15 protein-coding genes are annotated in these 24,426 nt (G+C 53.1%); 12 read left to right on the top strand and 3 right to left on the bottom strand.

Translation table 11 applies throughout. The features are described 5' to 3' along the window. Positions 1–214 precede the first annotated feature (214 nt). Positions 215–3,211, top strand: a complete 2,997-nt coding sequence (locus AB1N33_RS01490; protein WP_411269752.1) for a TonB-dependent receptor — start codon at positions 215–217, stop codon at positions 3,209–3,211. 68 nt (positions 3,212–3,279) lie between these two features. Next, a complete protein-coding gene (locus tag AB1N33_RS01495) occupies positions 3,280–7,617 on the top strand; it encodes an alpha-1,6-glucosidase domain-containing protein (RefSeq protein WP_411269753.1) in 4,338 nt (1,445 codons plus the stop codon). Between the two features lie 55 nt (positions 7,618–7,672). Here the strand turns inward: AB1N33_RS01495 and hutG are convergent, their stop codons facing one another. Continuing rightward, positions 7,673–8,608 carry a formimidoylglutamase gene (hutG, locus tag AB1N33_RS01500; RefSeq protein ID WP_411269754.1) on the bottom strand — a complete coding sequence of 312 codons (936 nt, stop codon included), beginning with the start codon at positions 8,606–8,608 and terminating at the stop codon, positions 7,673–7,675. Continuing rightward, entirely contained in the window at positions 8,598–9,809 is a 1,212-nt protein-coding gene (gene hutI, locus AB1N33_RS01505) for an imidazolonepropionase (protein ID WP_411269755.1), read from the bottom strand. The genes hutG and hutI overlap by 11 nt, the downstream gene beginning before the upstream one ends. 95 nt (positions 9,810–9,904) lie before the next feature. Here hutI and hutC point away from each other — a divergent pair, with 95 nt between their 5' ends. The 10 genes from hutC (at position 9,905) to AB1N33_RS01555 (ending at position 23,340) form a co-directional block, all read left to right on the top strand. Then, positions 9,905–10,624 (top strand): histidine utilization transcriptional repressor HutC, encoded by a 720-nt coding sequence (gene hutC, locus AB1N33_RS01510; RefSeq protein ID WP_411269756.1) that lies wholly within the window; start codon positions 9,905–9,907, stop codon positions 10,622–10,624. Positions 10,625–10,626: 2 nt separating this feature from the next. Further along, positions 10,627–12,303 (top strand): urocanate hydratase, encoded by a 1,677-nt coding sequence (hutU, locus tag AB1N33_RS01515; protein ID WP_411269757.1) that lies wholly within the window; start codon positions 10,627–10,629, stop codon positions 12,301–12,303. Continuing rightward, positions 12,303–13,841, top strand: a complete 1,539-nt coding sequence (gene hutH / locus AB1N33_RS01520) for a histidine ammonia-lyase (RefSeq protein ID WP_411269758.1) — start codon at positions 12,303–12,305, stop codon at positions 13,839–13,841. Before hutU ends, hutH begins: the two co-directional genes overlap by 1 nt. A gap of 122 nt (positions 13,842–13,963) precedes the next feature. Beyond that, complete coding sequence (locus tag AB1N33_RS01525) at positions 13,964–14,467, top strand: RNA methyltransferase (protein ID WP_411269759.1); 504 nt, start codon at positions 13,964–13,966, stop codon at positions 14,465–14,467. Positions 14,468–14,715: 248 nt separating this feature from the next. Then, positions 14,716–15,495 (top strand): PEP-CTERM/exosortase system-associated acyltransferase, encoded by a 780-nt coding sequence (locus tag AB1N33_RS01530; protein ID WP_411269760.1) that lies wholly within the window; start codon positions 14,716–14,718, stop codon positions 15,493–15,495. A 115-nt stretch (positions 15,496–15,610) separates the two neighbouring features. Next, positions 15,611–17,536 (top strand): alpha-amylase family protein, encoded by a 1,926-nt coding sequence (locus AB1N33_RS01535; RefSeq protein WP_411269761.1) that lies wholly within the window; start codon positions 15,611–15,613, stop codon positions 17,534–17,536. Further along, positions 17,526–19,916, top strand: a complete 2,391-nt coding sequence (locus tag AB1N33_RS01540; protein ID WP_411269762.1) for a TIM-barrel domain-containing protein — start codon at positions 17,526–17,528, stop codon at positions 19,914–19,916. The genes AB1N33_RS01535 and AB1N33_RS01540 overlap by 11 nt, the downstream gene beginning before the upstream one ends. Before the next feature lie 116 nt (positions 19,917–20,032). Then, a complete protein-coding gene (locus AB1N33_RS01545; protein ID WP_411269763.1) occupies positions 20,033–20,158 on the top strand; it encodes a hypothetical protein in 126 nt (41 codons plus the stop codon). Positions 20,159–20,185: 27 nt separating this feature from the next. Next, positions 20,186–21,667 (top strand): MFS transporter, encoded by a 1,482-nt coding sequence (locus AB1N33_RS01550; protein WP_411269764.1) that lies wholly within the window; start codon positions 20,186–20,188, stop codon positions 21,665–21,667. Then, positions 21,664–23,340, top strand: coding sequence for an alpha-amylase family glycosyl hydrolase (locus AB1N33_RS01555; RefSeq protein WP_411269765.1), 1,677 nt, complete (start codon positions 21,664–21,666; stop codon positions 23,338–23,340). Before AB1N33_RS01550 ends, AB1N33_RS01555 begins: the two co-directional genes overlap by 4 nt. Positions 23,341–23,381: 41 nt before the next feature. On the opposite strand, the gene AB1N33_RS01560 is transcribed toward AB1N33_RS01555, so the two are convergent. Continuing rightward, positions 23,382–24,413: a LacI family DNA-binding transcriptional regulator gene (locus tag AB1N33_RS01560; RefSeq protein WP_411269766.1), complete on the bottom strand. Its 1,032-nt coding sequence runs from the start codon at positions 24,411–24,413 to the stop codon at positions 23,382–23,384. Positions 24,414–24,426 lie beyond the last annotated feature (13 nt).

Raw genomic sequence — 24,426 nt, forward strand, 5'->3', positions numbered from 1 at the left:
GGTTATTTGGTTTATTTCTTTAAGGGGGCTTTTCAAGTTTTCCCGGCTTAATCATTAAGCTGTCATGTAATAAAAATGTTGCTGAATGTTAATGAATACGTATGCAGTCGATTGATGCGTTTTCGTTCAAAGCGCTAGTATCTACCGTGAACCATAGCAGGCGTTATGTGTGTCGGGTTGTCGATAACGCCATAATAATAAGGAATGGGACACAATGAGAACGTTTAAACCCAGCACCATCACTGCGGCACTGATTGCCAGTGGGCTGACGGCGTTTGCTTCTCCTCTCTATGCACAGGAACCTCAGGATAATGAGGTCACCAGCGAAGAGGAAGAAGTCATCGAACGCATCGAAGTTCGCGGGTTCAGTACCAGCCTTATTCAGTCGTTGAATCAGAAGCGATTCAGCGACACCGTTTCAGAACAAATCTCTGCTGACGATCTCGGGGGACTACCTGATGTTTCAATGGCGGATGCCCTGACACGATTGCCAGGGATTTCGGCTGTCCGAACAGGCGGGCAGGCCGCAGAGATTAATATCCGTGGTTTATCCGGCGGGTTTGTGTTCTCAACGCTTAACGGCAGAGAGCAGGTGTCTACCAGCGGGACCCGCGCCATTGAGTTTGATCAGTATCCGTCAGAACTGATTAATTCGGCCGCGGTTTATAAGTCGCCAAAAGCGTCGCTGATAGAAGGTGGTGTTGCCGGTACGGTTGAACTGCGAACCGCCAGTGCGTTGGCGAATGAACAGCAACATACCTTTAACGCTAACGTACGGGGTATGTTCAATGACCGCGCGGACGAAATTCCTGACGCAGAAGAATACGGTCACCGTATCAGTTTTTCATACCAGGGCAAATTTCTTGATGACACGGTCGGGGTCAACCTCGGTTATGCTCGATTATATCAGCCCAGTGTGGCAACACAGTTTGTCGGCTTTGCTTACACCGAACAGGAAGACTGTGTTGACTGTATCCTGACCAGTGAAGGGTTTGAGATCCAGCACAAGGGTGGGGAGGAAACACGTGATGGTTACGTCGGGACCATTGAATGGGTACCGCATGAAAATTTCACCTTAAAAGCAGACGCGTTCATTTCAAAATTTGATTCTGAAGCGTTTGCCCGCGGTTATCGGGTAAAACTGGAAGATGGTCTGGTCACCAACCCGGTTGTTGCCAACAATAATGTGATTGGCGGCACATTCAGCCGTATCCCTAATGGCCGTACCCGGGTTGAGCTGGTGAACGATGATAATCAGGATTTTGACCAGGTAGAAAGCTACGGCGTTAACGCAGACTGGCAGGTTACCGATGATCTGTCGGTGCAGTTTGATGTGTCATTATCCAAAGCGGAGTCAAACTTCCGCAACGGCTTGTTATGGTCGCTGGTGTCTGAGGAAGCCAGTGCGCTAAACCCACAGTTTGATGAGAACGTGCAGATTTCCTATTTGTTGGATGGACTGAATCTGCCCGACGTGGCCTTCAGTCAAGCTGATGCGTTTTCTGACATTGACCGTGTTCTGGTAAGCAAATACGGCATTTATCCTTATGAAAACACTGATGAACTGGATGCGTATAAAATTGATTTCCAGTATCAGCTGGATACCGCCGTGTTCTCGTCGCTTGAATTTGGCTACCGCTATTCAGACCGCGAATACACCAATGATCGCTCAGTGTATGAGTTTGGCAGTGATTCTGGCTTTTCATCCAGCCAGCCACCGCTGCGTCTGACCGACGATATGGTTGAGGTTGTGGACTGGGCCGGTGACTTCGCTTACTTCCCAAGCTATCTGTCTATCGATCTGGATAAAGCGCTGAACGCGTGGTTCCCGAACGGTATTCCACAGCCTGTTCAGACGTGGGGTACGGGCGCGCCAGGCGTAATAAACGGGCCAGGCACGGGGCCGAACACTTCCTGGTCGGTGCTACAAAGTGGTGATGTGTTTGAAACCGTCAATGCGGCCTACTTTATGGCCAACATCGATACTGAAATTGGCGATATCCCGGTCAGCGGGAATATTGGTGTACGCTATGTCAAATCAAAACAGGCGGCGACAACACTGCAACGCGCCACAACATTCCTGACCGATCCGGAGACCGGCTCCTCGGTTGAAATCAGCGATCCGACGCTTGGTGCACAAAACATCACGGATGAAGCGGGTCTGATAAACAATTTTTACCGGCCAACCACGTTGGTCCATGAATACTCAGACTGGTTACCGTCAATTAACCTGAATTTTAAACTGACCGACAATACGCAACTGCGGATGGCGGCGGCAAAAGTCATGGCCCGGCCTGACATTGAGCGTTTGTCTGCAAACGCCTCAACCAATGTTGAAACCATTCTGGCCACACAGGATCGTGATTCCGGCGTGATTACGCTGTCTTCCCCGAATGCCGAAATTTCGGGATCGGCGCTTAACAGTCCGTATCTGAATCCGTTTTACGCAACACAGTACGATATTTCGTATGAATGGTACTTTGAAGAAACCGACGGAGCACTGATTGTGGCCGGTTTCTATAAAGACATTGACTCCTTCATCGATACCGTCGGGGTCGAGCCGTACGATTTTGCCGGAAACGGTTTTATCGTGCCTGACTCTGTCAATGTACCGGTATTCCTGGAAGCGGAATTTCAGGGGCAGGAGCCGGAACTTGCGCGAGACAGTAACGGCGATCCGGTCGTGGTCACAGTTCCCACTATTAATGGCCGCTATGAAACGGCGTTTAATAACGCAGAGGGCGGCTATATCCGTGGTGCTGAAATTGCCTATACACAAATTTACTCTATGCTCCCTGGTCCGCTAGCGGGTCTTGGTGTCAGTGCGAGTTACTCCTACACCGAGAGTGAGGTCACCCGTAAAACCGGCAATGGCGTATTTTCTGCCCGCCTGCCAGGTTTGTCAGAAAACGTCGCGACAGTAACCCTGTTCTGGGAATGGGAAGGGTTTGAAACCCGCATTTCTGGTCGTTACAGGGATGCGTTTGTGTCCAAACAGGTGGCGGTAAATGACCAGACCGTGAACTTCGACGATGAACTGGTCGTTGACTATCAGGCGTCGTATGAAATTAACGACAACATGAGCGTGCTGTTTCAGATTAACAACCTGACCGATGAGCCGACCCGCAGTTACTTCAGTTCGCAAGTGCAGACCGGCACCATCCAGTTCTTCGGAACGCAATACTTCCTGGGGGTTACGTACTCATTATGAATATCTTAAATAAATTCAGTGCGTTAACCGCAATGTCCTTACCGACTTTGAAGCAGGAGCGACGAGCTATGTTATCTACTAACCGGGCCATGGGTCTGATAGCCCTGGTCTTTAGTGTCATGATGCTGACAGGCTGCGGTGGCGGCGATGTTGAATCAGGCACCAACCAACTACTGACCTGTGATTTGCCACAGGTACCTAATAAATCGGGTAAACGTTGCGTAGACCCACCTCCCATCCAGTGCGATGCACCGCTGGTACCAAATGAAACCAATGATGCCTGTGTGGTTGGTGCCGATCCTACGTTGCCTGAACCGGTGTTTTTCCCGGACGACAACCAGGCGGTACTTTACTACAACCGGGCTGCTGTGGATGCGGATAACAGTCCTAATGATGCTGCCTATGACGGCTGGCGACTGCACACCTGGAATAATGACACCTGTGATGCGTATGCCGATGCTGATACCGACTGGGCTAACGGACGTCAGCCAAACGGTATTGATCCGAACTATGGTGCATACTGGGTGCTGGACTTAAAAGAAAATTATGGCAGTTGTCATAATTTCATTATCCATATTGGTACCGATGACGCCGGTAAAGAAATGGGTGGCCGTGACTGGTCCGGCTCACTGGTACAGGACGACGAAAAATTCACACGCATGAACTTTACGCTGTCAGGCGTTGAAAATGTGTTTGAATATCCCATCATGTCACTGGGCCCGCAGCCCGTTGAGATTGAGGGACTCGGTGCGCACTGGCTGGATGCCACAACGCTGTTATGGGATACACCAGACGTCGTGGCCAGCGTTAAACTGCATTATTCTGCCGATGCTGACCTTGAAGCTACGCTCGAAGACGGCCTGAACGGTACGGTGCTGGAACTGGCTTCGGTTGAACTGACCGAAGAACAACAGGCGATTGCGCCGCATCTGAATGGTCTGCCAGCCTGGCAGGGAGACTGGAGTGCTGAAGAGGCCAAAGCGGTATTGCGGACACAGGCAGTACTGGCGGGCTATGACAGCGACGGTACGCTGGTTGCTGCAACCGGTATTCAGCTGGCCAATGCCATTGATCAGCTTTACACACAGGCTGAGGAGGACGCCGATGAGGCGGTACTGGGCCCCGTCTATACAGACAGTGGCATTACCGCGGCCGTCTGGGCGCCGACGGCACAACAGGTTCGTTTGTTAACGTTTAACGACAACAAAACCGATGCGAACAGTTTCGACATGGTGCGTGATGATGCCTCAGGTGTCTGGACCTATTCCGGTGGAGACGAGCTTGATCGCGTGCTGTATCGCTACGAAGTGACGGTCTATCACCCGACAACGGGCGATATCCAGACCTTTGAAGTGACCGATCCTTATTCGGTGTCATTGTCGACCAACGGACGTTTCTCCCGGTTTGTTAATCTCAGTGATGACGATCTGAAGCCGGAAGGCTGGGACTCTCATGAGGTACCGACCATTGAAAACGCCGAAGATGCGGTGATCTATGAAGGGCACATCCGTGACTTTAGTGCGCGGGATGCCTCTACCTCAGAAGCTAACCGGGGTAAATACCTTGCCTTCACCGAAGAAGGTACCGCGCCGGTGATGCATCTGCAGAAACTGGTCGAGGCAGGGGTGAATCTTTTCCATGTTCTGCCTGCAAATGACATTGCAACCATTGATGAGGATCCGGCGAACACCGTTGATTTATACGATACGGTTGCTGATTTGTGTCGTCTTAACCGCGATGCGATGGTGTGCAGCGAAGAGGACGCGTCAGCACGACTAATTGATGTCTACACCAGCTATGATCCGGTTGCCGATCCGGCAAAAGCACAGCAACTGACCAACGATCTTCGTGGCGTTGACACCTTTAACTGGGGCTATGATCCGCATCATTTCAATGCACCGGAGGGCAGCTACGCATCCAGTGCGGAAGGCGTAGAGCGCATTGTTGAAATGCGTGCGATGGTAAAAGCGCTGCATGACATGGGCTTGCGTGTTGCACTGGATGTGGTGTTTAACCACACCAATGCATCAGGTATCTTCCCTAAATCGGTACTCGATAAAGTGGTGCCGGGTTATTACCACCGCTATGAAGTCGATACCGGCGCGATTGTTCGTGAGACCTGTTGTGATGATACGGAACCGCGCAATGTCATGATGGAAAAGCTGATGCTGGACTCACTGACACTGTGGACCGAGCATTATAAGTACGATGCATTCCGTTTCGACATTATGAGTCAGGCGAGCAAATCTACCATGCTTCGTCTGCGCGATGCGATTCAGGCTATTGACCCGGATAACTACTTCTACGGTGAAGGCTGGACACGAATCGATCGTGGTTATGAGCAGGCGAATCAGCCGAATATGGCGGGGACCCAGATTGGTACATTCAACGACCGTATTCGCGAGGCGGTGCGTCAGGGTGAACTATTTAACCCTGACAGTGAAGGACTGCTGAATGCCCAGGATCGGGTCAAAATGGGTATGGCCGGTACGCTGACTGACTATGTCCTGGAAACCTCTGGTGGCACAGCCACCACAACCAGCTCACTGGGTGGTTATGCGACTGATCCGGCTGACATTATTAACTATGTGTCAAAACACGATAATGAAAGCCTTTGGGACCAGTTCAACTATACGTTACCCAAAGATCTGTCACTGCATGAGCGTGTGCGTGCACAGAATATCGGTATCAGTATTCCGGTGATGTCCCAGGGTATCCCTTTCCTGCAGATGGGAGGCGATATGCTGCGTTCCAAGTCGATGGATCGTAACTCTTACGATGCCGGAGACTGGTTCAACTACGTAGACTTTACGTATGAAACCAACAACTGGAATGTCGGTCTGCCGCTAGAGCAGGACAATGGATCTCGCTGGAGAGAGATGAGTCAGTATTTCGCTACGCCTGAGCGTGCAGCGGCGATGACCGAGATAGAGTTTGCCTCGTCGGTGTTCAATGAATTCCTGAGCATTCGTCGTGACAGCCCACTGTTCAGACTGACCACCATGCAGGCGATCATCGACCGGGTAGGTTTCCACAACCTTGGTCGTCGTCAGCAGGCGGGCCTGATAGCAATGAGCATTGATGACGGGATCACGCCGGATTCTGACGTCGTGCTCGACGATATCGACCCGATGAACGACGCGATCATGGTGGTGGTAAACACCGGCTATGAAGAGAAGTCGATTACGGTGAATACCGCGACAGGCTTTGAACTTCATATGACCCACATGAACTCGGTTGATCCGACCGTTCGTGGCGCCTATTTCACCGAAGGTACAGGCGACGATGAAGGGAACGGTACGTTTACCGTCCCGGCACTGACCATGGCCGTGTTCGTGAAGCCGCAGATGGGGGCGCAGGGCTACGGTTTATCTGCCTATGCGACTGCCAGTGCACCAGACGTTGTACCTTATGGTGATACCACAGTGTATCTGCGAGGCGCGATGAATGAGTGGGGCACGGCGAATCCCACCACGTATAAAGGCGCGGGCATTTATCAGGTGGCGGTTGCCCTGACCGCGGGAACGACGTATGAATTCAAGCTGGCGTCAGAAGACTGGTCCACAGTGAATCTGGGTGCGCCGGATGGTGATTCGTCTGCGGTTACGGAGGGCGAAGAGAAAGTACTGGCTACCAGTAATAATAATCTTGCTTTCACACCGTCGGCAGACGCGACGTACCTGTTTACTCTGGATGCAAGCGATACCGATACACCGGTACTGACCGTTGAAAACGAAGAGCCGTTCGTCGGAACACCGGTGTATGTGCGTGGTGCATTCAACGGCTGGGGCACTGACAATGAACTTGGCTATGACGGTGGCAGACTGTACTCAACGTCACTCAATCTGTCACCGGGAAGCTACGAGTTCAAAGTTGCCAGTGCAGACTGGTCAACGGTTGACCTTGGCGCCGTATCGGGTGATACCTCAGACCGGACGGTCATACTGGGCGAGGATACTTACCTTGCGACTGGTGGCAGTAACCTGATCCTGGATATTACAGACGAGGAAACGTACGTGTTCATCTTTGATGTCACTACGCTGGAAGAGCCGAAAATTCGGGTGTTCAAAGAGGCCTTCTTTGGTGCAACACCGGTCTTCCTGCGCGGCGGCATGAACGGGTGGGGTACAACCGATGCGCTGACCTATCTGGGTGGCGGTGTCTACTCGGTGGATATTGACCTCGACGGTGAACCTACCGAATTCAAGGTGGCATCGGAAGACTGGTCTACGGTTAACCTGGGTAATCCCGATGGCGCGGCCAGCAATGAAGTGGTGCCGGGTGAAGCCAAAGTACTGGGGACCAGCAACAACAACCTGCTGATTGATGTACCTGCCGGCACCTACGAATTCCGTGTCGAAGGACCGGATGCCGGAGCGCCGACGATTACGGTCATTGAAAAATAATCAGACCTGATAAAAAGCCGCTCATTTGAGCGGTTTTTTTTTGCCGGATCAACGTTCAGCCGTGCATGGCATGAGCCAGTTCGAACGCCATTCGCGCGGCAAGTCGTGCAGTCTTGGCCTGCTTGTCAAAGACCGGGTTAAGCTCTGCAATATCGGACAGGCACCAGCTTACCTGCCGTTGACGGGTTTCATCTGACAACCAGCGCAGAAATGCGATTGATTCTGCCGGGCTGATACCAATAGCAGCAGGAGCGCTCACACCGGGCGCACTGGCGGCAGGAAACGCGTCCATACATATTGTCACGTAGAGTGTATCGACAGCCTCAAGCAGGGGCATTACCGCCTGTGCGCACTGTGATGCCGAAAAAGCAATGTCCTGCACAATGATGGTGTTGGTTTTTGCGGCGTAATCAAACAGGGCCGGGGTATTCGATGCAGCTGACACCCCCAGACACGCATAGTGAAAATCCATTCCGTGCTGCTGACTGTATTCGGCAATCTGGCGAAATGGTGTGCCCGATGATGTGACTTCATCGCAGCGGCGAAGATCAAGATGCGCATCCAGATTAATAATACCAATGCGGGCATCTCCAAACGCCTGATGCAGCGACTGCCAGCTCGCCCACGCGATGTCATGGCCGCCACCGAGACCAAGCACATGGCCACCGGCGCGCAGGTATGGCGCAGCTTTATCACGGTAAGCGCGCTGGGTTAGTGGCAGCGCCGGATGAAGTTCACTGTCACCGGTGTCGCGCAGCGCACCTGTTAGTGTGAAAGGGAGCGGAGCCATGGCCTGACGCAGTGCGTTAGGCCCCCCGGACGCGCCGGTTCTGCCCTTGTTTGCAGCCACGCCACTGTCATTCGGATAACCCACAATGACGGTGTCACCGGCCTCAACATTATCATCAAATACGACGCGCTGATGCCAGCGATGGCCTGCGACGCCGTCCTCACTGTCGGTGCGGCCCTGCCATAACTCGTTAAGCGACATGATGTCCTCCTGCAATAATATAGTCAGGTCTGAAACCGTTCATCTCGTAGACCAGCGCCTGTGGGCCGGGTATATCCCAGAGTGTAATATCTGCCCGCATACCCGCGCGAATTTCGCCTCTATCGGTAAGTCCCAGCGCCTTTGCTGCGTTTACTGTGATGCCGCGTAACGCTTCTTCTGTTGTCAGTCCAAACAGAACACACGCCATATTGGCACAGGTGAGTAACGATGCAACCGGTGACGTCCCCGGATTCAGGTCAGTGGCAACCGCCATGGGAACCGCATGTTTACGCAGCGCCGCCACGGGCGGGCGCATGGTTTCTTTAAGATAGTAAAATGCGCCGGGCAGTAACACCGCGACAGTGCCGGATTGTGCCAGCAGCGGGACATCACTGTCCGCCAGGTATTCGATATGATCGACCGAAAGCGCATTAAAGCGGGCCGCCAGTGCTGCACCCTTGCTGTCACTGAGCTGTTCAACATGGCCTTTTACACAAAGACCCGCGTGCGAGGCAGCGGTGAATACGCGTTCTGTCTGCGCCAGGGTAAACCCGACATTTTCGCAAAACACGTCTACCGCCTGTGCCAGTTTGTGCTCAGCAATGTAAGGGAGCATGGTCTGGCAGACAAAATCAATGTATTCGTCAGCATCCATCGTGGTGTCAGGCGGCAGTGCGTGTGCGCCAAGATAGGTTTTCACTATGCTCAGTCCGGTCTCCTTGGCAAGCTTGTCTGCCACCGCCAGCTGACGTAATTCAGTGTCCTTATCCAGTCCGTAACCCGACTTAATTTCTACCGTTGTTACGCCTTCCTCGGCCAGTCGCTTAAGCCGACGTAATGAGGCCTTGTACAGGGTGGTGTCATCGGCTGTCCGGGTGGCTCGTACAGTACTTTTTATGCCGCCACCCTGTTCGCTGATTTGCTGATAACTGACGCCTTCCAGACGCAGGGCAAACTCATTGCTGCGATCGCCGCCATAAACAAGATGCGTATGGCAGTCAACAAAACCCGGCAGACACCACCGGCCCGCTGCATCAATCACCGTCTCATTATTTTCAGGTTCAAGGTCGCAGCCGAGCTCTGTGATGACGCCATGTTGAATACGTATATCGGTATCGGTAAGTTCGCCATAGGGCCTCTCGGTAGATTGCATGGAGGCAATTCTGGCATGGGTAATAAGCAGGTCTGACATAACAAACATTAACGGATAAATGATGCAACCAGTCTACTTCTCTATACTTGTATATACAAGTTAAACAGATTAGCATAACTGCATCGGATAAAAGGGAAGTGCGTATGCAACCGCGTTTTGTCGCAATTAAATCGGCACTGCTTGATGATATTGAGCATGGCAGGCTAAAGCCGGGAGAGCAGGTCGGCTCTGAAAATCAGCTGGCTGAGCGTTTCGGCGTCAGTCGTATGACGGCGCGACGGGCGCTGAGTGAGCTGGTTAGCGAGGGGATCCTGGCCCGAACTCAGGGGGTAGGTACCTTCGTTTCAGACTCAAGGCCGATGAGCTCGATGCTGACCATACGTGGGATCCAGGACGAGATAGCTGCGCGCGGTCATCAGTACGCCTGTCAGGTGCTGTCACAGGAAAGCCGTAAAGCGACTGCTGATGTGGCCCAGTGGATGGGAGTGGAGACTGAAACACCGCTGTTTTATACCTCGATGGTGCACTATGACAATGCTGTGCCGCTGCAGCACGAAGTGCGCTGGGTCAATCCCCGCTGGGCACCCGATTACCTGAAGCAGGACTTTACCCGCATTACCGCCAACCGCTATCTGAGCCGGGTTGCGCCGCTAACCGAGGCCGATCACATTGTAGAAGCTGTTTTACCTGACGAGTCTATCGTCAGGGCATTAGATATTGAACCAGGCACACCCTGTCTGAAAATAAACCGACGCACATTTTCTGCCAGAGGTATTGTCAGTGTTGCCACACTGATGCACCCGGGCAATCGCTATCGCCTGGGCGATCACCTCGCGTTCGGAAACCCAACCGCTGGAGAATAATAATGAACCGACTGGACCCTACACGTCATATTACCGCCCCGCGTGGCGCTAAGCTGAATGCCAAAAGCTGGCTGACCGAGGCGCCGTTACGGATGCTGATGAACAACCTCGACCCTGAAGTGGCAGAGCATCCTGATGCACTGGTGGTTTACGGTGGAATTGGCCGTGCCGCACGAAGCTGGGAAGCGTTTGACACCATTGTCGATGTGCTGAAACGCCTGGAGGATGATCAGACACTGCTGATCCAGTCGGGTAAGCCGGTCGGGGTGTTCCCGACCCATCCTGATGCGCCGCGGGTGCTCATCGCGAATTCTAACCTGGTGCCGCACTGGGCAACCTGGGAACACTTTAACGAGCTCGACCGCAAGGGGCTGATGATGTATGGCCAGATGACGGCAGGCTCGTGGATCTACATCGGCTCACAGGGCATCGTGCAGGGTACCTATGAGACCTTTGTCAGTGTTGCGAAAACGCATTTTGAGGGAGACGCCAAAGGACGCTGGATCCTGACCGGTGGTCTGGGTGGTATGGGCGGTGCACAGCCGCTGGCGGCGACCATGGCCGGGTTCTCAATGATTGCGGTAGAGGTCGATGAGAGCCGTATCGATTTTCGCTTAAAAACCGGTTACGTCGATAAAAAAGCCACCAGTATTGATGAGGCGCTGGCTATCATCGACGAGGCAAAAGCCCGCGGTGAGGCGGTCTCTGTTGGTCTGCTGGGCAATGCCGCTGATGTGTTCCCTGAGTTACTGGCGCGCGGGATCATTCCTGATGTGGTTACCGACCAGACCAGTGCCCATGATCCACTCAACGGGTATCTGCCAAAAGGCTGGACCATGGAAAAAGCGAAACAGGCGCGTCTGGATGACGAGAAAGGCGTCGTGCATGCCGCCAAGGCGTCGATGGCGATTCAGGTTAAAGCCATGCTCGGGTTTATGCAGGCCGGTGCCGCGACCCTCGATTACGGTAACAATATTCGTCAGATGGCGCTGGAAGAAGGGGTAGAGCACGCGTTTGATTTCCCAGGTTTTGTACCTGCTTACATTCGTCCGCTATTTTGTCAGGGCATAGGCCCGTTCCGCTGGGCCGCACTGTCAGGCGATCCGGAAGATATTTATAAAACAGACCAGAAAGTCAAAGAGTTAATCCCCGACAATCCGCATCTGCATAACTGGCTGGATATGGCCAGAGAACGTATTGCTTTTCAGGGCCTGCCGGCGCGGATTTGCTGGGTCGGGCTGGGCGAACGACAGAAACTTGGGCTGGCATTCAATGAAATGGTGCGAAACGGTGAACTGTCGGCGCCGGTAGTCATCGGTCGCGATCATCTCGATTCCGGTTCGGTTGCGTCTCCTAACCGTGAAACGGAAGCCATGCTCGATGGGTCTGATGCAGTCTCTGACTGGCCGCTGCTGAACGCTATGCTGAACACCGCCGGTGGTGCTACCTGGGTGTCGCTTCACCACGGTGGCGGTGTCGGTATGGGCTTCAGTCAGCATTCCGGTGTGGTGATTGTCTGTGATGGCAGTGAAGAGGCGGATGCCCGTATCGCGCGCGTACTGCACAACGATCCGGCAACCGGTGTGATGCGCCACGCGGATGCCGGTTACGACATTGCCAAAGATTGCGCCCGCGAGCATGGTCTCGACTTGCCGATGATTACCGGAGGTAAAGCCTGATGACTGCCAGCTTTGAACTGATACCCGGAAGCCTGACGCTGCATGATTTACGTGCCTGTTTTCGTCAGCACCAGCCAATCAGGCTGGCAGACTCCGCTTACGCAGACATTCATGCCGCTGCTCAGACTGTTCGTGACGTGCTGAGTCAGGGGCGAACCGTTTACGGTATCAATACCGGCTTCGGGTTGCTTGCCAATACCCGCATAAATGAGGATGAACTGGAGCTGCTGCAGCGCAGTATTGTGTTGTCCCACGCGGCCGGTATTGGGGAATTTATGGCCCCGTCTACCGTCCGTTTGCTGATGCTGCTGAAAATTAATTCACTGGCACGGGGCTTTTCCGGTATTCGCGCAGAGGTGATTGACGCCCTGATAACCCTGTATAACCATCAGGTGTGGCCTGCCATCCCTCAAAAAGGATCCGTCGGTGCGTCGGGCGATCTGGCACCGTTGGCGCACATGAGTGCCGTGCTGCTGGGTGAGGGTGAGGTGCTGATTGATGGCAAGCGTCAGTCGGCAGCACACGGCCTGAAACACGCAGGACTTTCGCCCATTGCGCTGGCGCCAAAAGAAGGACTGGCTTTGCTTAATGGCACCCAGGCATCCACCGCCTTTGCGCTTGAAGGGTTATTTATGACTGAAAATGCGCTTAACAGCAGCCTGGCGATTGGCGGGTTGAGTGTTGAGGCGGCGCTGGGATCTCGCGTGCCGTTTGATGCGCGTATTCACGCGGTTCGCGGCCATGCTGCGCAGTCTGACATCGCAAAAGGTTTCCGTGCACTGCTGGCCGAGTCTGAACTCGGTCAGTCTCATGCCGGCTGCGAAAAAGTACAGGATCCCTATTCCCTACGCTGTCAGCCGCAGGTACTGGGCGCGTGTCTGCAGCAATGCCGTTATGCCGCGCAGACCCTGGTCACTGAAGCGAATGGTGTGTCGGACAACCCGCTGGTCTTTTGTGATGATAACGAGATTTTGTCGGGCGGAAACTTCCACGCCGAAGCCGTCGCCATGGCAGCCGATATGCTGGCTATCGCTCTGTCAGAGGTCGGAGCCCTGTCGGAGCGCAGGATGGCGCTGCTGATTGATTCCAATCTGAGTGGTCTGCCGCCATTTCTGGTTGATAACGGCGGGGTAAATTCAGGGTTTATGATTGCCCAGGTAACCTGCGCGGCGCTGGCCAGCGAGAACAAAACGCTGGCTCATCCCGCGTCGATTGACTCGTTACCCACGTCGGCGAATCAGGAAGATCATGTCTCCATGGCGACGTTTGCAGGCCGCCGGCTGAAGGATATTTTCGACAATGTTGCAGGCATTCTGGCCATTGAGTGGCTGGCATCAGCGCAGGGCATTGATTTCAGAAAACCGCTGATGACAAGTGCACCGCTTCGCCAGGTCCATGATCTGCTGCGACAGCATGTTCCGTTTTACGATAAAGACCGGTATTTCGCGCCGGATATCGAAAAGGCGGTATCACTGATAAACAGACATCAGTTATCAGACCTGGTTGACGGTCTGCTTGAAGAAAGACTTCTGGACTGAAAAGTCAGGCGGTCCGGGTATTTTTATTGTCGTTAACCGGCATAATCAGGTAAGGTTTGCAGCCCGTAAAAGTACGCCATTTTGTGGCGTGCAGACGAGTATGAAGTGAGCAGGATCTGATAATGTCCGCTAAGCAGACGATTACCCTGGGACTGATTAACCCAAAATCCGCAGTGAATGTAGCCGGTATCCTGAGGGCCGCCGGCTGTTATGGCGTTGATACGGTGCTCTATACCGGTCAGCGCTACCGTTATGCCAAAGAATTTAATGCTGATACCAAAGCATTCCATCGCCAGATCCCGACCATTGGTGTGGATGATCTGTTTGAAATGGCGCCGTCATCGGCCCGCCGCGTAGCAATTGAGCTGGTGGAAGATGCCACACCGCTTCCTCATTACACCCATCCCGCAAACGCAATGTACATTCTTGGTCCTGAAGATGGCAGCATCGGTGATGATATTCTTCGTCAGTGTGACGATGTGGTTTATGTTCCTACGCGGTCTTGTATGAATCTGGCTGCAACGGTTAACGTCGTATTGTATGACCGCCTGAGTAAATCAGATTTTGTGCACAATAATGCCGTGATCAGGCAGAGCAGGGACAATAATAACAACGCACGGCGATGATCCGGCTGCGGCGGATCGTTTATGGGGAAATTTAAAAAATTAGTCTAAAGATAGGTTTACTCTGCCGATAAAGTAGTGCAAGGTTTAGATCCTGTCTTGGGATCCCGTCGGATCCGTCTTCCAAGGCCCACACGGACAGTGAATAATTTATTGATTAATTCCTATGTCAGGGGTTTGGATTGAAAAAACGTTTTCTAAATACAATGCATCGTCTTCAGCGATTTTATCCGCACTGGTTGCGTAAGGCTATGCGTTCATTTGTTCGTAAACCAGAACCGACGCCGGTCGACATTCTGGTAAGCAACTTTTTTGATCATTTCGCCGTCAGCGTGGCCGTGTCTGACACCGCACGACGTCACTGTTTTCGTGCGCGTCACCAGGTTTACTGTGAAGAACTCGGTTATGAAGCTGTCAATCAGGATGGACTGGAAACCGATGAGTATGATGCCTATTCAGTGAGTTGCTATATCACGCATATTGCCAGCGGCGAGTGCGCCGGCACCATTCGCGTTGTGCTGCCACGCGATGATGACGCGCTGTTGCCACTTGAGCAAAACTGTAAGGCAGCGATCGCCGGTGCAGACAATGCACCGTCTCAACACCGTCGTAAAGACATTGCTGAAGTCTCACGACTGGCGGTACCCAAAAGGTTTCGCCGCGTTTTTCGTCCGTCTACTGCACTCGATAGCAATGATATCCCCTCTGCAGGCCAGGCGTCATCATTGTTGTCAGTTGCCCTGTATCTGATGGCCACCTCAATCTGTCTGAATAATAAGGTTAAGCACGCTTATGTGATGATGGAGCCGCGCCTTGCCAGAAGTATGTCGTTTATCGGGATCCGCTTCAGACAATTGGGCAGTACCATGGACTACCATGGCAAACGGGCAGCGTACTCGATTGTCCCTGACCAGCTGGTCAGTGACATTTCGCCGACCATGCGGGTGTTTCAGCAACGTTTACTGAAACAAATGACCCAGTCAGAAACTGCACGCATTGTGATCAGAGACGGCTCCCGTCACGCCGCCTGATAAGGCGACTGATCACATGGTGTGATGTTTGCCATGTTTTCTGAATACGTATGCAACTTCCTTAACAAATTGTTAACCGCTATGCTGGCGCCATCGTTACTGAAGGATAGCCTGTATGCGACATCTAGCTTCATTTCTCAGAAGTCCAACCGCGATTGCACTGGCCGTTTCGGCCCTCACTATCACAGCGTGTTTTCCCGTGACTGAGCCGTCCGGCCAGGCCGACTCCGGTATCGCACCTCACAATAACAAGCCGCATGTCGGGGCAGGGAAGCCGGTTGTTTATCAGGTGTTTACCCGCCTTTTCGGTAATACCAATACCACCAATAAACCGTGGGGCACTCTTGAAGAAAATGGCGTCGGGAAATTCAATGACTTTACCGATACAGCGTTAGCGGCCATTCGTGAGATGGGCGTCACACATATCTGGTATACCGGTGTGCCGCATCACGCTGTGGTTACGGACTACACCAGGTTTGGTATCAGCCAGGACGATCCTGACGTGGTTAAAGGGCGGGCAGGCTCGCCGTATGCAGTAAAAGATTATTACAGTGTAAACCCGGATTTAGCGGTTGATCCTGCTCGTCGTCTGGAAGAGTTTGACGCGCTGGTTGAGCGCACCCATGCCCACGGTATGAAAGTCATCATTGATATCGTGCCTAACCATGTCGCCCGTCGCTATGAGTCACTGGCCGCGCCGGCAGGTATACAGGATTTTGGTGCAGGAGATGACACCAGTGTAGCGTACGCGCGCGACAACAACTTTTATTATGTACCCGGTGAGGCGTTGACCGTACCGGGATCTGAACAGACGCCTGTGCTAGGCGGAGACCCTCATCCGCTGGCTGATGGTAAGTTTGAAGAAGACCCTGCCAAATGGACCGGCAACGGGGCGCGTTCCGCCAGTCCGTCAGAGTATGACTGGTATGAAACTGTCAAAATTAACTATGGCGTGCGGCCTGATGGTCATTACGACTTTCCACTGCTGCCCGAAGAGTATGCCGGCCTGCCTGTTGAGGCCCATGTTGAATTCTGGGCGGGCAAAACCCTGCCTGACTCGTGGTATAAGTTTCGTGATATCGCCTTTTACTGGCTGGATCGCGGTGTCGACGGCTTTCGTTTCGACATGGCCGAAATGGTTCCGGTCGAATTCTGGTCGTTCCTGAACAGTGCGATAAAACAAAAGAGCCCGGATGCTTTTCTGCTTGCCGAGGTTTACCAGCCTCAGCTTTACCGAGATTATCTTCAGCGCGGAAAAATGGATTACCTGTACGACAAAGTGGGCTTTTACGACACGCTGAAAGGCGTTATGCAGGGCCGTCAGACGGTATCGGAGTTACTGACCTCCCATGCCAGGGTGAGCGATATTGCACCTGCGATGCTCCATTTTCTGGAAAACCATGATGAGCAGCGCATCGCCAGTGACGCATTTGCCGGTGACGCGCGCATGGGCAAGCCGGCAATGGCCGTGTCGGCACTTATCAGTCCTTCCCCCATCATGCTGTATTTTGGTCAGGAAGTCGGTGAAGACGCCAGTGAGGATATGGGGTTTGGCGACCCAACCCGCACCACGATTTTTGACTATGCGGGTGTCCCCGCCCATCAGCGCTGGATGAATGGCGGCAAGTTTGACGGTGGGGCGCTAAGCACTGAGGAAAACGCATTGCGCAGGTTTTATGTCGGCCTGCTCAATATCGCCGCCTTACATCCCGCTGTTACGGGAACGTTAATCCCGCTGCACGAAGACAGCCTGGCAGGAAATAGCAGTTATTCTGAAGCGCAACTGGCGTTTGTCAGGACAGAGGGTGATAAACGCTTACTGGTCATGGCCAATTTCTCTCCGACACCCGTGAAGGCAATGAAAATCGTGCTCTCAACAGACATTCTAGGAGCGTTACGCGTAACCGGTTCGACAGTGTTTACACCGCTGTTGACGCCGGAGTCCGGTGTCAGTCTGCGTTGGCTTGATGGTGATGACAGCGACACAATGACGCTGGAAGTCAGTCTGCCAGGCATGGAGGCGGCCATTTATGAATTTTAATCAGTCCGTGCTGCAATCTGTTGCCGTCGTCTTCTTAATCCTTTTCAGTTATACCGGTTTTTGCGCAACGGTTACCCAAACTGCAGTCTCTGAACGGCAGACGAGGCTGACTCTGGATAACGGTCAGACTGTAACAGTTGAGTTTATGCAGCCACTGAGTGTGGCGGTAACCTATGAACAGCCTGAACGCAAGACAATGGCGTCCATGGCGCTACCAATAAATAGCGAGACTCAGCCATTTCACTCCGCTTCGCTTAAAGAGGGCCTGACATTATCCCGTCAGCAGGTGCGTGTTGATGTTTCTTATGCACCCTTTCAGCTTAGCTTTTATTACAACGGGACATTGATTACACGTCAGACTGACGGCGGTATTGGCGACGACGGTGCGGTGGCGTTTTCATTTGACCTGACGGCGGATGAACAGCTTTATGGTGGCGGTCAGCGTGTCGTCGGGATGGATAGGCGGGGACAGCGGCTTCCGCTCTATAACCAGGCGCATTATGGCTACAGCACGTCATCACAGCAGATGTACTACTCTTTACCGGCTGTTCTCTCATCAAGGCACTACGCCATTTTATTTGATAATACTGCCAGAGGCATGCTGGATACCGGTATGACACAGGCTGAAACGCTGACCTTCTCTGCGACAGGCGGACGGGCATCGTATCTGGTAACGCTGGGAGAAAACACCCGTCATGTTGCCACCAACACCGTCCGCCTTACCGGTCTTCAGCCCTTACCTCCGCGCTGGACGCTGGGAAATTTCGCCTCCCGCTTTGGCTACCATACCCAGCAGGAAGTGATGGACACCGTTGCACTGTTCGGTCAGGCCGGGATACCGCTGGACACCGTGGTGCTGGATCTTTACTGGTTCGGTAAGGATGTAAAAGGGCACATGGGTAACCTCGACTGGGACCGCGAGGCCTTTCCCGACCCGGATGACATGATTGCAACGTTACGGGATAACAATATCAACACGGTACTGATCACCGAACCCTTTGTGCTGACAACCTCATCTACCTTTACCGACGCGTCGACGGCAGGTGCACTGGCAACAGACAGTCACGGTAATGTAAAAACCTATGATTTCTTTTTCGGTCATACCGGTCTTATTGATGTTTTCAGTGATAAGGGTAAGGCCTGGTTTGCTGCACAGTATACGCGGTTATTGTCACAAGGCGTGGCCGGCATCTGGGGAGATTTGGGCGAACCTGAGGTACACCCGGCAGAATTGATGCACGAGGTGACCGGACAGCGGGTCGGTGCCGATCTGGTACACAATGCCTACGGTCATGAATGGGCCGCGCTGGTGCAGTCTGTACAGCGCGACGTGGCACCAGGTAAACGACCGTTCCTGCTCATGCGTTCAGGCTTTCTCGGCTCGCAGCGGTACGGCATGATCCCCTGGACCGGTGATGTCAGTCGCAGTTGGGGCGGTTTACAGCCTCAGGTGGAACTGGCACTGCAGATGAGCCTGTTTGGCCTGGCCTATACGCACAGTGATCTGGGTGGGTTTGCCGGCGGTGATGCATTTGATCCGCAACTGTATTTACGCTGGCTGCAACTGGGCGAATTTCAGCCGGTTTTCCGCCCTCATGCTCAGGAAGACATTGCTCCTGAGCCGGTGTTTCATTCTGATGCGGTGAAAGCGGCTGCGCGTGACATTATCAACCGTCGCTACGCGTTACTCCCGTATAACTATTCACTGATGGTGCACAACAGCGAAACCGGTCTGTCCCTGATGCGGCCACTCAGTTTTTATCATACCGGTGCCGACTGGTTTAACGATGCCAGCAGCTTTTACTGGGGGCCGTTTTATCTGGTATCGCCGGTCACACGGCCAGATGTAACAAACTGGCCTGTGGCATTGCCCGACGGGATCTGGTTTGTCCGTGATAGTGATAAACGTATTGACGGCGGGAAAACTGTCATGATGCCGGTTGACGATACGACGACGCCGGTTTTTATTCGCCGCGGTGCCATCGTGCCAATGATTTCACCGGCAAATACCACGCAGGAGGCGGATTTTTCGCGCCTTGAGGTTCACGTCTGGATAGATGATTCTGGTCTTCCGGCCGAAACCGCCTTTCAGTATGTTGAAGATGATGGTCTTAGTGTCAGTCAGCAACGTCATCGTATCGATTTTTCCCTTACTGCCTCAGAATCCAGTGTCACCCTTGAGGCAAAGGGCTATGGCGATTATGCCGGCATGCCTGACGCACGGTCTCTGGTATGGATAATTCATGGTCTGACCGCGATGCCACAGGCCATGGATACGCTGCAGCCTGAACAGCATAAGACACACTGGGACAACGAAGCACGCCTGTTGTCGGTAACCATGCCGTACACCATGAACCAGCGCCTGACAGTGACGTTTTAAAGGGATGACTGCTAACTGAATTTGGCTGAATACGTATGCAAATGGCTGGTTTGCGGCAGTAGGCACGGGTAGTATTACTGCGAAATTAACGAAACGTTAACAACGAGTGACTTTGCATGAACGTAGCACGGCGGAACCGTACCGGTTATCAGTGGCGAGTTGCCGGAATGACGCCGCAAACCGTTGGCGAATTCGTAAATATGAAAGCCGAACCGGTAGGGCTGCCACTGACTGCGTGGTAAACAGGATAACAACAACTAGAGACTATTATGCAAGTGACACAACCCCGTCTTTCTTTCTGGCAAATATGGAACGTCAGTTTCGGTTTTTTGGGCGTCCAGTTCGGCTTTGCCCTGCAAAATGCCAACGTCAGCCGTATTCTCTCTGACCTCGGTGCGGATCTGCATTCACTGTCACTGTTCTGGCTGGTGGCACCCGTAATGGGACTGATTGTTCAGCCCTTGGTGGGGTCTTCGTCTGACCGCACATGGAACCGACTCGGGCGTCGCCGTCCGTTTATTCTGGCGGGCGCTATTGCTGCTGTCATAGGCATGATCCTGTTGCCCAACGCGCCGCTGTTTGTGGCGTTTATGGCGCCTATGCTGATGGGCGCACTGATGGTGGCGTTAATGGATGCCTCCTTCAATGTCTGCTTTCAGCCATTCCGGTCACTGGTATCCGACATGGTACCGGCCGGCCAGCGCAATATCGGTTATTCGGTGCAGTCACTGCTGATCAATATCGGCGCGGTAATAGGCTCGATACTGCCGTTTTTGCTGACTAACGTCGTCGGGCTCGAAAACACGGCGCAAATGGGCGAGGTCGCACCGTCAGTCATGTGGGCATTCTACATTGGCGCTACGGTGTTGCTGGGCTCTGTTATCTGGACCGTTATTCGCACCAAAGAGTATGCCCCAGAAGAATATTGCCGCTATAAAGGGCTTGATCCAGCGTCACTGGCGCCAGCAGAGTCCCTGACGCTGGGTGAGAAACTGAGTCAGTTTTTCTCACTGGTTAAAAGCATGCCACGCACCATGCGACAACTGGCGGTTGTTCAGTTTTTCTCATGGTTTGCATTGTTCATTATGTGGGTTTATACCACGCCAGCGATCGCACAGCACATCTGGAATGTCGACAAAAACTGGTTTGATCCAGCATTTATTGCGGCTGCGCCAGTGGTGCCGGAGACCATTATTGCCGCAAAAGGCGCGGCGGGTGACTGGGTCGGAATTCTGTTTGCTGCATACTCGGTGTTTGCCGCCATTTTCTCCGTTTTCCTGGCGCAACTGGCTGACAAGTTTGGTCGCAAACCGGTTTATGCCGGTTCGCTAATCCTCGGTGGTATCAGCTATATCAGTTTTCTTGCGTTCCAGGATCTCACGTCGGTCAATGTCAACTTACTGATCACCGAAGTGACGGTGCCGGTGGGGGCGGTCAACCTACTGCTTCCGATGGTCGGTGTGGGTGTTGCGTGGGCAGCGATACTGGCGATGCCCTATGCCATGCTCGCCGGTGCACTGCCGCCGCAAAAAACCGGGGTGTACATGGGAATTTTCAATTTTACCGTGGCTGCGCCACAAATTGTCTCTGGTCTGACAGCAGGCTGGATTTTAAGTAGCGTTTTTGACAACGAAGCGAAATACATCATTGTTGTCGCAGGTGTGTCGATGATGCTTGGCGCGCTGGCGGTTTTTTTTGTCTCTGAGCACGACAGTGAAGCCGCTGCAATCACGGAAGGAGAACAGGTATGATCTACCGTAAACGTTCATTACTGGCCTCGGCCTGTCTGGTGGCCTGTGGCTGTACTTCATTGGTTGCGGCCTACGTACGTGAAGCGTTCTATGGCACAACGGAGCCGTTTGCCAAAGAAGCGGTATATTTCGTGATGACCGACCGTTTTGTAGACGGCGATCCGTCGAACAACCATGAAACTCAGGGCGGCGAGCATCCTACCTGGCAGTTACCGCTTGAGGGGCCGGAAGGTGAAATGGCGTATGTCGGCTATATGGGCGGCGATCTGAAAGGCGTACTGAAAAATGCGGATTATATTGCGACGCTTGGTTTTAGTGCGGTTTGGCTGACACCGCTGGTGGATAACCCGGATCAGGCGTTCACAGGGGATGAACAAATCACTTTTGGTGGCGCATTTAAGGATGGCGGTAAGGCTGGTTATCATGGTTACTGGGCGACCAACTTCTATCAGCCTGATGAGCATTATGTCAGTCAGGATCTGAGTGTGAAGGACTACACATCGGCGATGCGGGCGAAGGGACTGAAAAACGTGTTTGATATTGTGGCTAATCACGGTACACCAAGCTGGACTATGCCCGTTGATCAGCCGGGTTATGGTGAGCTGTATGACCAGAACGGCAAACTGGTTGCAGACCATCAGAACCTGCCACCAGAGGAACTCGAGCCTGGCTCAAATCCGCTGCATAGTTTTTTCCACAACTACCCGGATCTGGTCAAACTTTCCAATCTGGACGACAGTAACCCTGCGGTACGAGACTATCTGATAAACAGTTATCTGTACTGGATAGAGCAGGGGGCGGATGCCTTCAGAATCGATACCATTCGTCATGTTCCGCATAGTTTCTGGCGTGAGGCGTCGGATCGTATCCGCGCAAAATATCCAGGGTTTTATATGTTTGGCGAGAGTTTCCAGTACAGCGCCAATGATATTGCTCAGCACACGTTGCCGAAAAACGGGGCTATCAGTGTGCTGGATTTTCCTATGCAAAAAGCCATGCTGTCGGTGTTTGAGGATCCGGCTGAGTCAGATTTCAGTGACCTTGCGCCCGTGCTTTACCTTCAACATGGTCCCTATCACAACCCTTATGAGCTGACGATCTTTTACGATAACCACGATATGGCAAGAATGAATGCAACTGACGCCGGCTTCATTAATGCCCACAACTGGTTGTTTACTGCCCGTGGGATCCCGGTGGTATACCAGGGCTCTGAAATTGGTTTCATGCGCGGCACCGCAGAACACGCGGGTAACCGCAATTACCTTGGTCAGGACAATATCGACAACGCCGTTCACCATCCTATTTACCAGGCACTGAAAAAAATTGCACACGTCAGGCAGGCGGTGCCGGCGTTACAGCAGGGGCTGCAGGTGAATGTAGAACTAAAGGGCCACAATGCCGCATTTTATCGTGTACTGCAGACCGACGAGATAGCACAAACGGCGCTGGTACTGTTAAACAAAGCTCCTGAACAGCGTCAGGCGGCGGTATCCCGTTTTATTCAGGCTGGCAGATGGAAAGAGCAACTGTCGGGTGAAACCCGGCAGCTTAGCGCCGGCGATACACTGACCACCTTGGTGCCGGCTAACGGTGTCCAGGTTTGGGTACGTGATGGTGAGATAACCAACGATGCGCTTATCGCGCAGTTAAGAGCACAAATGAAGACACAGTAGGACTGCGCCTCTGGCGGCACGCGTGCTGCCGGACAGCCGGTTTAATCCCTCAGTGACCCGCAGGACTGACGAATGACCAGTTCTGCCGGCATCAGGTAATCTTCCGGTTGTTCATTGTTGATGGCTTTTATCAGGGCATCAACCAGCAGTTCGCCGGCCCGGCGAGTGTTCTGCTGAACGGTAGTCAGTCCGGGGGTGGTGTATGCTGATACCGTAATATTGTCATACCCCACCACGGCGACATCGTCAGGCACCTGAATACCGGTCTCGCGAAGCGCGCGTAACACGCCCATGGCAATCAGATCAGAGGCACACACGATCGCATCCGGGCGGACGCCGTCCTTACGCATGGCGCCGACCGCTTCATAGCCCGCATCTTCGGTTGAAATCGCATCATACTGTACCGGGACATCATCAATGCCGGTCGCACCGGCGAGTGCATCGGCAAAACCGTTGAAACGGGCCATGAATTCCGGTGCATGACTGCCTGCATCACCAATAAAAACAAAGCGTTTTCTCCCTGATGTCATCAGATGACGCGTAATGTCATAACCGCCCTGGTAATTGTCACAGCCAATGCTGATGCCGGGATAGTCTTTGTCGTGGGCGCCCCAGCGCACAAAATGTGTACCTTGCTCCTGAAGCCGCGACAGCTTGTTGCGGTAATTCAGATAGTCGCCATAGCCCAGTAAAATAATGCCGTCGGCTTTATTGGAGTCTTCATATTCAGCATGCCAGTCATCGTCAAGATTCTGGAATGACACCAGCAGATCGTAACCCGCGTTAGCGCAGGCACGTGTGATACTGCCCAGCATTGACAGAAAAAAGGGATTAATTAATGAATCGTCCGGCGTCGGGTCTTCGAACAGCAGCAACGCAATGGTGCTGCTTTTTTGTTTGCGCAGGTTGCTGGCATTTTTGTCTACCTTGTAATTCAGATCGCGGGCAATTTGCTGGATCCTGTCGCGGGTTTCCTGATTAACAAGCGGGCTGTTATTCAGCGCCCTGGACACGGTGGACTGTGATACTCCCGCAATGTGGGCAATATCGAAGGAGGTTGCTTTTTCTTTCATAACCACTATTTCC

It is taken from the genome of Alteromonas nitratireducens (genome assembly GCF_040812025.1).
Taxonomy (GTDB): Bacteria; Pseudomonadota; Gammaproteobacteria; order Enterobacterales; family Alteromonadaceae; genus Alteromonas; species Alteromonas nitratireducens.